9 protein-coding genes are annotated in these 11,183 nt (G+C 46.2%); 7 read left to right on the top strand and 2 right to left on the bottom strand.

Annotated elements, in window-relative coordinates; all coding sequences use genetic code 11:
* The first annotated feature begins 111 nt into the window (after positions 1–111).
* Both AR1Y2_RS09680 and AR1Y2_RS09675 read left to right on the top strand, forming a co-directional pair.
* Complete coding sequence (locus AR1Y2_RS09680; RefSeq protein ID WP_137328778.1) at positions 112–651, top strand: V4R domain-containing protein; 540 nt, start codon at positions 112–114, stop codon at positions 649–651.
* A gap of 18 nt (positions 652–669) precedes the next feature.
* Positions 670–1,923: a sensor domain-containing diguanylate cyclase gene (locus tag AR1Y2_RS09675; protein ID WP_137328777.1), complete on the top strand. Its 1,254-nt coding sequence runs from the start codon at positions 670–672 to the stop codon at positions 1,921–1,923.
* Positions 1,924–2,024: 101 nt separating this feature from the next.
* Here the strand turns inward: AR1Y2_RS09675 and AR1Y2_RS09670 are convergent, their stop codons facing one another.
* Positions 2,025–2,870 (bottom strand): helix-turn-helix domain-containing protein, encoded by an 846-nt coding sequence (locus tag AR1Y2_RS09670; RefSeq protein ID WP_137328776.1) that lies wholly within the window; start codon positions 2,868–2,870, stop codon positions 2,025–2,027.
* Between the two features lie 246 nt (positions 2,871–3,116).
* Here AR1Y2_RS09670 and AR1Y2_RS09665 point away from each other — a divergent pair, with 246 nt between their 5' ends.
* The 5 genes from AR1Y2_RS09665 to AR1Y2_RS09645 all read left to right on the top strand — a co-directional run bounded on the left by AR1Y2_RS09665 (position 3,117) and on the right by AR1Y2_RS09645 (position 10,478).
* A complete protein-coding gene (locus AR1Y2_RS09665) occupies positions 3,117–4,295 on the top strand; it encodes a Gfo/Idh/MocA family protein (RefSeq protein ID WP_137328775.1) in 1,179 nt (392 codons plus the stop codon).
* A 15-nt stretch (positions 4,296–4,310) separates the two neighbouring features.
* A complete protein-coding gene (locus AR1Y2_RS09660; protein WP_137328774.1) occupies positions 4,311–5,249 on the top strand; it encodes a sugar phosphate isomerase/epimerase family protein in 939 nt (312 codons plus the stop codon).
* Between the two features lie 88 nt (positions 5,250–5,337).
* Complete coding sequence (locus tag AR1Y2_RS09655) at positions 5,338–6,252, top strand: sugar phosphate isomerase/epimerase family protein (RefSeq protein ID WP_137328773.1); 915 nt, start codon at positions 5,338–5,340, stop codon at positions 6,250–6,252.
* A 22-nt stretch (positions 6,253–6,274) separates the two neighbouring features.
* The gene (locus tag AR1Y2_RS09650; RefSeq protein WP_137328772.1) at positions 6,275–7,672 is read left to right on the top strand and encodes an MFS transporter; all 1,398 of its coding nucleotides are present in this window, start codon (positions 6,275–6,277) and stop codon (positions 7,670–7,672) included.
* Positions 7,673–7,808: 136 nt separating this feature from the next.
* The gene (locus AR1Y2_RS09645) at positions 7,809–10,478 is read left to right on the top strand and encodes a DEAD/DEAH box helicase family protein (protein WP_137328771.1); all 2,670 of its coding nucleotides are present in this window, start codon (positions 7,809–7,811) and stop codon (positions 10,476–10,478) included.
* Positions 10,479–10,545: 67 nt separating this feature from the next.
* Here the strand turns inward: AR1Y2_RS09645 and AR1Y2_RS09640 are convergent, their stop codons facing one another.
* On the bottom strand, positions 10,546–10,764 hold the full coding sequence (locus AR1Y2_RS09640) for a DUF6465 family protein (protein WP_137328770.1): 219 nt from the start codon (positions 10,762–10,764) through the stop codon (positions 10,546–10,548).
* Between the last annotated feature and the right edge of the window lie 419 nt (positions 10,765–11,183).

Below are 11,183 nucleotides of genomic sequence, written 5' to 3'. Positions count from 1 at the left end.
ATAATGTAGAAAAAGTAAGATCTCATTGAAGTTTTTGCCGGGGAGGCTTACAATAATACAAGATAGAATGGATGTCTCCATGTTGGCAGAAGGCTGGAAAGGGGTTATGCAATGAATGAAAATATATTTCTGAAGGATCAGAAAAAGTTAGGGCTGGCGGAGTATATGGACTATAATCTGGACGGCCGGGGCAATTTAGGGGAGGACATTCCAGTCGCTGTTTACCGGCTGATGGAATATTCCTTGAGGGAAGAATTGGAGGAACGATACGGCAGGGAGGAGCAGATCCGTGTTCTGAGAGGAGCAGGATTCCGAGCCGGCGTGTATTTCGCCAAAAAGATGCTGGACCTGACAAAGGAACTGAACCAATTTGTAGCGCAGCTGCAGGAGCGCATGGAAGAACTGAAGATCGGTGTTCTCCGTATTGAAAAATATGACGAAGAGAGTGGAAAGTTTATACTGACCATCTCAGAGGACGCGGACTGCTCAGGATTGCCGCTTTTGGGGGAGACCGTGTGTAACTATGATGAGGGGTTTATATCCGGGGTCATGACGGTCTACATGAAGAAGGAATATTCGGCAGAGGAAGTTGACTGCTGGGCCACTGGGGACAGGGTGTGCAGATTCCGGGTAGAGCCGAAAAAAAGTTGAAAGTAGTGGGGAGTTGACATGGAGAACAAGAATTGTGAGGTGCTGTTTGAATATCTGAGAAGTATCCTGTATGAACGGCCGATCACAGCGCCTGATATAGAAGCCCTGGATGAGCCCTACAGAAAGTTAGGACAGGGGCTTTTGGTCTTACAGCAGTCCGTAGAGGAGCTGCTTACATTTTCAGCGGATATTTCTCAAGGGAATCTCTCTGGTCCTGTTCCGTCCAGAGAGAATATGTTGTGTTCAAATATGAAAAATCTCCATGCAAACCTGAATCATTTGACCTGGCAGGCAAAGCAGGTCGCGGCCGGGGATTATTCTCAGCGTGTATCTTATCTTGGAGACTTTTCTGAGGCCTTTAATACGCTGACAGCCCAGCTAAAGGAGAGAGAAGCGCTTTTAAAAGAAAAAGCAGAAATAGCCAACAAAAGAGCCCAGGTAATCGAAGAATATAATAACTTGCTGGTGGATGTCATCAAAAAGAGAGAAGAGTGGATCCTGATAGTGGATGCAGATACCAGAGATATTGTATACTGCAACAAGAGGAAAGAGGAACAGCAGGTGGATCCTGACTTATGCGAATTCTGTAAAGACAGGCTTTTTTTCAGAGACAAGATTTTAAATTGGCAGGACGGCAAGCAGTATAAGGTTTGGGAACTGGGGGATGAGCAGAACGGCTACTATCGGATCACAACCTTTGCCACGGAATGGGCGGGCCATGATGCTTTCGTCCACATCGTGGATGACATTACAGATGAGAAAAAATTGGAGAGCAATCTGTTTAACAAGGCATATTATGATTCCCTGACCGGTATCCGCAACAGACTGTCCTTTGAAGAGTATATGGAAACACTTTTGAAAGAAAAGCAGATTGTTACTCTGTGCTATCTGGACCTGGACGGATTAAAATCTGTCAATGATCATTATGGGCATAATGAAGGGGACGATTATCTATGTAGATTCGTTTCTTATATTGAGAATTCCTTCCGAAGCTCGGACGTATTCGCACGGATCGGCGGAGATGAATTCTGCCTAATTCTTCCCTATAATGATAAAAAGATAGTGGAGGAGAGATTGGCGGCCCTTCTGAATAAGTTTGTGGAAGAGAATGATAAAGAATATCCCGTAAGCTTCAGTTATGGTGTGGTGAATGTAGAAGGTAAAGATAATACCATGACGATGGATGAGATTATAAAGGAGGCCGATGCTGCAATGTATCAGTGCAAAAAGGCAAATAAAAGAGATTTTCATCACACAAAAGAAGAACGTTAGTTTTAAAATAATAAGCGGAAACACCTCTGAAAACAGCTTTCCAGGCTGCGTTCAGAGGTGTTTTTATATGGATATTCCGGCCTGGGAAAGATAATCTCTGTCTAGGAGGAACTCTGATAGATCATCCGGTACTGCCGGGGAGACATATCCATCCGCTTTACAAACATATTGGTAAGGCTGCTGCTTGAGGAGTAGCCCACCTCATAGGCGATCTCAGCTACGGACTTGGTCGTTCTGGCGAGAAGAATCTTGGTCTGGTCAAGCCTCGTATTGATCACATATTCCTTCGGTGAAAAGCCTGTCTGCTGCTTAAAGCAGTGTGCCAGGTAAAAGGTGCTTAGATTTGCCACCTCAGACATTTCTTCCAGAGAAATATCTTTTCCTATATTCGAGCGGATATAGCGGATCACAGTGTCAATGGGATTATCCTCTTTGAGCTGCTGCCTGTCAGGGGCCAGCAAGCATTCAAAGATCTTATACACCCTCATGGAACTCTGAAACATGGTCTCGATGCCGTCATGCATATGAAACTTTACCATACTATATAACTGCTGTCCGATTAGTACGTTATGTTCCTGCTGGATCAGGGGACCGCTCTGGTTTAAGATATTTTGGCAGATATCATGGGCATTGGAACCGTCAAAGTGCATATACAAAAACTCCAATCCGTCATCGGCGTAATAATAGTGGGGCTCACTGCAGTCCAGCAAAACCACATCGCCCTTCTGGGCATCAAATACCATATCCCTGTATTCAAAATGAAAGACTCCCTCTCTGACGAATACGATCAGAAGAGGCGGAAAAGACTGCCGCTTCATATAGTAATTCTTATTGCAGAAATAGTGCCCGCACCAGGTGGGATAGAAATACAGCTGCTTCGCCGTTTCTGACGGGGTAAAAGAAAAACAAACGGACTGGGGTAGAATCCCCGGGTCAACACTTTTCATAATGATCTCTCCTTTTTTTAATTATTAACAAAGCAAGAATGATGAACTTTTAGACAAGATGCAGTATTTACCATAAGTCTATTATAGATTATAATGCAGTTACAGTAAAGGAAATGAACAAATAAAGCAAGGAAGATACATAAAATTTGTTCAATATATCCAAAATGCGCATTCTGTATCAATAGGGATTCCCTGTCCAATTAGGAAAACAAAAATAATGAAGTTTATGTGAAGGAGATATGTAAGATGTTAAACGGTGAAAAGAAGATCAAAAGACCTTACCGCTGGGCTATGGTTGGAGGCGGACGTACAGGAAATGTAGGCTATAAACACCGCCTGGGAGCTTTAAGAGACAATACGGCGTTTGAACTTGTGGCAGGAGCATTTGATATTGATTACGAACGCTGCAAGGATTTTGGTAAAAATTTAGGCGTCAGCGAAGACAGACTTTACCCTGACTATAAGACGATGTTTGAGGAGGAAGCAAAACGCCCGGATGGAATCGAAGTGGTTTCTATAGCAACACCGAACTTTACCCACTTTGAGATTACAAAAGCTGCTCTGGAAGCAGGGCTTCACGTGATCTGTGAGAAACCTTTATTCTTTAAGGTGGAACAGGGAGAAGAGATCAAAGCACTGGCAGAAAAGATGAACAAGATTGTGGGAGTTACCTACGGATTCTCAGGAAGCCAGCTTCTCTTACAGATGCGCCAGATGGTAAAGAACGGCGATCTGGGAGACATCCATATGGTAGAACTTCAGTATACTCACGGATTTGCGTGTGACGAGATCGGAGATAAGGAGTCAGAAGGACAGAAATGGCGTGTTGACCCTGAAAAATCAGGACCATCCTTTGTACTGGGTGATCTATCCACCCATACATTTTATATGTCCGAGCTGGTATGCCCGGAGCTGAAACTGAAAGAGCTCTTATGCGACCGCCAGAGTTTCGTAAAATCCCGTGCACCATTGGAAGATAACGCTTATGTGATGATGCGCTATGAAAACGGGGCAGTAGGACGTATGTGGGCATCCGCAGTAAACGCCGGATGTATGGACGGCCACAGGATCCGTATCGTAGGTTCCAAAGCATCTGTGGAATTTTCAGATAATCAGCCAAACGAACTTCTGTATCAGGTACAGGGGGAACCGATCCGCAAGATGATCCGCTCCATGCCTTATCTGTATGAAGAGTGCAATGCAGATGAGCGGCTCGGTGCACTGCACGCAGAAGGTCTTCCTGAGAGCTGGGCAAATATTTATCTGAAATTTGCCGTAGCAATGGACGCAAAAGACCGAGGCGATGAAGAGACCTTAAAGAATCTCGTTTATCCGGATATTAATGCCGGTATTGAAGGCATCCGATGGGTAACCAAATGTGTAGAATCTGCTGACAAAGGCGGAGTCTGGGTTGATTTTGAATAATTAGGAGGAAATGATATGCAGTTAGCAATATGTACCGATGTATTTGCAGAACTTTCTTATACAGATATGCTCGACAAGGTGAAATCTCTTGGAATTAATGCGGTGGAAATGACCGCAGGGGGCTGGGGTGCACGTAAGCACTGTAACACCGAAGAGTTGCTCTCAGATCCGGCTAAGCTGGAAGCCTTTCAGGAGGAACTTTCAAAAAGAGGAATGCGGATTTCTGCACTGAATACGTCCTGCAATCCATTGTGGCCTTCAGAAACCGGAGAAGGGTATAAAGATTCCATGTATGCATGTGCCGAATTGGCTGGAAAGCTTGGAGTTAAAAAAATTGTTGCAATGGCGGGACTTCCTGGCGGAAATGAGACAGATACAACTCCAAACTGGATCACATCCACTGTATCATGGCCGGACTTTATGGCACCCGCTTATGAATACCAGTGGAAAGTGACCATCGCTTTCTGGAAGGAATTTGCGGCCCACTGCAAGAAATGCGGTGTGGAACAGATCGCCATTGAAGAGTTCCCGGGAACCATGGTGTGGTCAGCCGAGACTATGTTAAAACTCAGGGAAGCGACAGATCCAATGATCGGCATTAATCTGGACCCGTCCCACATGATGATCCTTGGGGCTGATCCGATTGCGGCGGCCAGAGCGCTGAAAGGCTGCATTTTCCATGTACACGGAAAGGATGCCCGTATTGAACGGGGTCTTGCTGACACCAATGGACTCCTGGAGCCAAGGCCGGTGACAGAGTCCGCAAAACGTGTGTGGAACTATGTAGCAGTAGGATGCGGTAAGGATTTACAGTGGTGGAAGGAATTCTTCTCAGTTCTCAGCATGATGGGATATGATGGAGATGTATCCCTGGAGATGGAAGACCTGACCATGTCTGTGGAGGCAGGAGTTCTCACTTCTATCGATGCACTGAACCAGACCATCAGCAAGTAAACAGACCAGAGTATGTAAGACATAAGCGGATATTCATAACTCCTTTTTGGGATGAATATCCGTTTTGTCATAAAGGAGGTATTGTATTATGAAGATAGCATTTGATGTGGATGTGCTGGCAAAGCAGATGGATATCAACCAGATGGTGCATCAAGTCGCGGACTGGGGTTATAAGTACATCGAACAGTCTCCGCATCCAAGGATCAACCCATTCTATAAACACCCGCTGTTTTCCAGGGAATGTGAGGCAGAATACAGGAAAGCCCTAAAAGAGACCGGGATAGAGATTTCATCTTTTATTGTGGTGTACCGCTGGTCGGGACCCACGGAGGAGCAGAGACAGATGGCAGTGGCCAACTGGAAGCGGATGATTGAGATCGCCGTGGACATGGGAGTTCCGGTGATCAACACGGAACTCTCCGGGGATCCCAACCAGCAGGAGATCTGCAACGGCATGTGGTTTCGCTCCATGGAAGAGCTTTTACCGATTATTGAAAGGGAGGGGCTCCGGGTGGAAATACAGTCCCATCCGTATGACTTCTGTGAATTAAACAATGAGACCTGTGACCTGGTGAAATCCTTCCGCTCCCCGAACCTTGGGTATGTGTACTCTTCTCCTCACGGATTCTTTTATGACGAGGGAAAAGGAGATGTGCAATCCATGTTACAATATGCAGGGGAAGAACTGACCCATGTACTGTTTGCGGACACGTTCAACCAGACGTTGGACTGCCGCTATATCGCCAACCCGCCTTGGTTAAACGGAAGGGGAAAAGCGGATGTGACCATCCACCAGCATTTAGCTATGGGTGAGGGAGACGTGGACTTTGACGGGATCTTTGAGACGTTAAGGGATATGGACTTTGCCAACAGCCAGTTAAAGAAAGACGCGCCAAAAGCCGGAGGAGACAACATCGCATGTGTGTCCATGTTCGGATTCCCGGAAAAGATGGAGAAGCAGGCGCCGGAAGCGAGAGAACGGATCGAGAAAGAGCTTCTCTGATGAATAAGGAAGGGAGATAAGAATGAATAAAAAGAATAAGCCCAAGGAAAATTTAGCCCCCGGGAGACTCGGGTGGGGAACCAGATTTGCCTACGGATGCGGAGACACCGCGTGCAATGTGGTCTTCGGTATGATCAGTACACTGCTCACGTTATTTTATACGGATTATGTGGGTGTGAGTGCAGCGACGGTCGGTCTGGTCATGCTTCTGTCCAGGATGTTTGACGGAGTCTCCGATGCCATTATGGGGGTGATCGTTGAGAAGACAGACACTAAGTGGGGAAAATCAAGACCATGGCTGCTCTGGATGTGTGTGCCCTTTGCTATCTCAGCGGTTCTATTATTTGCGGTTCCAAACAGCACAGCCACTGTGCAGTTTGCCTATATGTTCGTGACCTATAATTTCTGCAACACGGTCTGTTATACAGCGATTAACCTTCCGTACAGCAGTCTGTCCGCTATGATGACCAGGATTTCTTCAGAGCGGGATATGCTGAGTGTGGTGAGAATGGGGCTGTCTCCATTCGGAAGGATCCTGGCAGTTACCTGTACTATGCCGGTAGTGAAATTATTCGGAAATGACCAGGCTGCATGGATCAAAACCATGGCTCTCTGGGCCTCTATCGCGTTGATCCTGCTTCTAGTCTGCTTTTTTAAGTGTAGAGAAACTGTCGTGATCGAGGCCAAGAAAAAGCAGTCCAAAGTGCCTGCCAGGAAGGCACTGAAAGCTTTAGTGACAAACCAGTATTTTTGGGCAGTGGTCATACTGTGGACGATGCAGAATGGTATCTACTGTGTGACTGGAACAATCCTTCCTTATTATTGCAAATATATTTTCCACAATGACACATGGATGTACAGCACCCTGTATCTGACAGAGACACTGATCATTGTGGGTGTAACTTTTATGAGTCCTCTGCTGCTGAGACGTTTTGGTAAGAGGAATATGTCCTTGGCCGGTGCCTGCCTTGCATTTATAGGGCATCTAATCTTCTTTATCAATCCACAGAATTTCGGATTTATGGTCTTCAGCTGTGTGATCCGGGGAATCGGGCTGGCACCTCTTAATTCCATAGTATTCGGGTTCCTTGGAGACGTGGTAGAATTCGGCCAATGGAAGACCCATATCCGGCAGGAGAGTCTGATCTTTGCAGGAAGTTCCGTTGGGATGAAGCTTGGGGCAGGGCTGACTTCTGCTATCATCACAAGCCTTTTGTCAGCTGCAGGTTATCTGAGCTCCACAGCCGGAAGTATGGTGCAGCCGGACAGCGCTATACATATGATTATTAACATCTATAAATTTGGGCCTATGGTCGTGTGGGTGGCAGTGATCATCACACTGTTTCTATATAAACTGGATAAGATGTATCCGAATATTATGGAAGAATTGACAGAACGGGAGTCCAGGGGAGAATTGTAAGAAAAAAGGCAAAGGATATTTCCTTTGTCTTTTTTGCTTTTATGAATATTGATTTGATACACCGGTGGTTCGAAGGTATAATGAGTAAAGAATTTGATGGCGGAAAAGAACATGAGGCAATCCAGAAAGGGGAAGCATGAATCTCTATGACAATATTCTAAGCTTTCAAGGAACATGGCGGCCTTATCAGAGCCGGATCCTGGAGTCTGCGGACACTTATTTAAAAGATGGAAAGATTCACATTGTGGCGCCTCCGGGGTCAGGCAAAACCACTCTGGGAATCGAGCTGATCAGACGTCTGGGCAGACCGTGCTTGATCTTATCTCCGACGCTGGTAATCCGGCAGCAGTGGCTCCAGCGAATCAGGGAAGCTTTTTTAGAAAGGGATGACGGAAATATTCTCTCGGACGATATCCGTCAGCCTGCTCTGATCACATCCCTGACATACCAGTCGCTTTATTCCGGCATGTCACAGGCAGATGAGGATTTCAGAGGCTTTGATCTCTTACGGACAGTGAGAGAGGCAGGCATCGGCACTATCTGCCTGGACGAATGCCACCATCTGCGCAGTGAGTGGTGGAAAGCACTGGAGAGTTTTTTACAGCAATTAGGGGATATCCAGGTGGTTTCCCTGACTGCCACGCCTCCCTATGACTCCACACCGGCTGCATGGAAACGGTATATCAGCCTCTGCGGGGAGATCGATGAGGAGATCATCGTGCCTGAGTTGGTCCGGGACCACAGCCTGTGCCCACATCAGGACTATGTATATTTCAGCCGCCCGACAAGGGAAGAAAAAGAAACGATCAGCAGATTCCGCAGGGAGACAGGACAGATCTTCAGGGAACTGCTTGAAAATGAGTCATTGAAAAAGGCTGTGGTGTCTCGTCGGGGAATCATGAATCTGGAAGATTCCGCGGATGAACTGTTGGAAGATCCCTCCTACCTGGTGTCTATTTTAAGCTTTTTGGACTCAGCAGGAATCCATTACCCGCACAAATGGCTGAAAATCTTGAATATTCATTCTTTACCCGGCTTTGATATCCCGAAACTGGAACAGCTCCTGCAGGGAATGCTGTTTGATGATACCGACAGCTATGAGTGGGAGCCCGGTCTACGCAATGACCTTTATAGGGATCTGAAACGGAGGAACTGTATTGAGCGTAAGAAAGTTACGCTTCTTGTCAATCCATCCATTGAAAAGATGCTGGTGAACAGCGCAGGGAAACTGGAAAGTGTTAGACAGATTGTTCTGACAGAATACGGAACTTTGGGGGAGGATTTGAAGCTGCTGATCCTGACAGATTATATACGCAGGGAATATGTAACTGCCATCGGTGATCTGTCACAGCCGGTAAGCAAGCTTGGAGTCCTGTCTTTATTTGAGCTGCTCCGCCGGGAATTGCCGCCAAAGCTCCGGCTTGGTGTTTTGTGCGGTGAGTTTTTGATACTTCCAGCTGAAGCGGAGGGTGCTTTGGAGAAAGCGGCGCAGACCCTGCTTATAGACAGCGGCAGAATCGTTTTCCGGGAGATGAATGATCGCTCAGGGCTTCCTCTGGGGTATTTGAATGTCACGATCCGGGGGAGAAGACAGGATGCAGTAAGGCTGGCCACACAGGTCTTTGAAGCCGGATATGTACAGGTCATGGTCGGGACAAAGTCTCTTCTGGGGGAAGGATGGGATTCTCCATGTATCAACACCTTGATTCTTGCCAGCTTTGTCGGTTCCTTTATCCTCAGCAACCAGATGAGGGGGCGTGCTATCAGAACAATGACAGGAAATCCGAAGAAGACGAGCAATATCTGGCATTTAGTGTGCATTGATCCAGAGAAGAAGGACAAGACGGGACAGCTTTTGGGACTTAAGGATACCCTGGTGTCCGAAGATTTTGCCATGCTGTCCCGCAGGATGGATGGAGTTCTCGGTGTTAGTTATACCGGAGATATCATCGAAAACGGAATCGAAAGACTTGGACTGGCCGGGGATGTCCCTGCACCGAAGCAGGTGGAAAAGATCAACAGGGATATGGCAGAACGGGCAGCGGACAGGGAATCCCTCCGGCAGAAATGGGAACAAGCCACAGTCATCAACAGAAAAATGGAAGTGGCTGATGAATGCGGAGTGCCGAAAGAGAATCTGAAGCCGGGTGTCTCCTTTTTTAATCTCATCGGTTTTCAGCTCATGAATATATTTGTGGAGATCTTTACCATCAGCATTTATACGAAAACAGCACATACATACAGTGTGTTTTCCTTACTGGCAGTGACAGCCGTATCTGTCCTGTTTCTATTTTTGACCGTTCGTTTTGGCGCCGGAATTGTCAAGCTGATGACTCCTCTGAAGCGTCTAAAAGCCATCGGCGAAGGAATCCGGGATGCGCTATTTCAAACACAACAGATTGAATCAGATACCAAGGTTGTGGTGGAGGAAGAACAGGGCCTTATGTTTTATGTCTGTCTCACGGGAGGGACAGTCAGGGAAAAAGACCTGTTTGCCGCATGCGTCAGTGAATTTTTGGGAGAGGTGGATAACCAGCGGTATCTGCTCTATGCGAAAAAGAGATGGAAAAGCATGCAGAATTATTTTTGTGTACCGGAGCTGTTTGCAAAAAATAGAGATGAAGCAGATTTATTTGCCTGGATCATGCAAAAGAGCATTGGCCCGTACAGATTGGTCTATACAAGAAACGAAAAAGGAAGGAAGATTCTTCTGAAGGGAAGGAAGCACGCTTATGCAAACCAGGTCAGACAGGCGGAGGACCGGATGTGCAGACGGAAAAAGAGGGTAAAGGGGGCACTGGAATGACGCAGATCATAACAAAATACCCCTGCCAAATGGCGGGGTATATGTATTACCGTATGGCTTTCATAAATTATTCAACGGTCAATGCATCTTCATTGTCGATGATACTGCCGTCTTTGGCTGCTGCTACGTAAAAGATGGAACGGTTTTCCGGCTGGTAGTAGATCTCCAGCGAGCTTAGGGAATTTAATTTGAACCCTTTTGATTTAATATCTTCTTTTACCATCTTTTCCACATCCGTTATAGAAACGTTATGGCCTTGAAACTGCACTTCTGTCTTGATCTTCATGGGGAACCTCCTTCGTTGTGGTTAAAAAGTCTTTACTATTATACACCTTGATTCTATATTATTCAAAGGAGCCGGATAGAATTCCGGCTCCTTAGTAATTTTTGGTATATCACCAAATCGACTTGATGCACTAAGATCTGGAAGATGTTTTGAGAAATGTTCTTATTTACTGCCGTTCATTTTGCATCATACAGAGAACAGGTAAACAATGAGGCTGCGAGAATTCCTATAAAAATAGTGGGATCTAAAATACTTTGATTATAGAAGCAGATGTGGAACTTTAAGTGGGAGTTAAACAAGGCTATGGAGATTCTCCAGAGGCATTGAAGAAAACCAGAAGAACCACAAAGGCTCGTTTTTGATCATCACCCACAATATGCGAATCCTGGACGCCCTTAAACGGTGTGCCCTGTAGGTAT

It is taken from the genome of Anaerostipes rhamnosivorans (assembly GCF_005280655.1).
GTDB classification, from domain to species: Bacteria; Bacillota; Clostridia; order Lachnospirales; family Lachnospiraceae; genus Anaerostipes; species Anaerostipes rhamnosivorans.
This window is presented reverse-complemented; position numbering and strand designations above follow the sequence as displayed.

Coding starts and splice junctions, on each gene's coding strand:
- AR1Y2_RS09680 (WP_137328778.1), top strand. CDS start 112: ATGAATGAAAATATATTTCTGAAGGATCAGAAAAAGTTAGGGCTGGCG.
- AR1Y2_RS09675 (WP_137328777.1), top strand. CDS start 670: ATGGAGAACAAGAATTGTGAGGTGCTGTTTGAATATCTGAGAAGTATC.
- AR1Y2_RS09670 (WP_137328776.1), bottom strand. CDS start 2,870: ATGAAAAGTGTTGACCCGGGGATTCTACCCCAGTCCGTTTGTTTTTCT.
- AR1Y2_RS09665 (WP_137328775.1), top strand. CDS start 3,117: ATGTTAAACGGTGAAAAGAAGATCAAAAGACCTTACCGCTGGGCTATG.
- AR1Y2_RS09660 (WP_137328774.1), top strand. CDS start 4,311: ATGCAGTTAGCAATATGTACCGATGTATTTGCAGAACTTTCTTATACA.
- AR1Y2_RS09655 (WP_137328773.1), top strand. CDS start 5,338: ATGAAGATAGCATTTGATGTGGATGTGCTGGCAAAGCAGATGGATATC.
- AR1Y2_RS09650 (WP_137328772.1), top strand. CDS start 6,275: ATGAATAAAAAGAATAAGCCCAAGGAAAATTTAGCCCCCGGGAGACTC.
- AR1Y2_RS09645 (WP_137328771.1), top strand. CDS start 7,809: ATGAATCTCTATGACAATATTCTAAGCTTTCAAGGAACATGGCGGCCT.
- AR1Y2_RS09640 (WP_137328770.1), bottom strand. CDS start 10,764: ATGAAGATCAAGACAGAAGTGCAGTTTCAAGGCCATAACGTTTCTATA.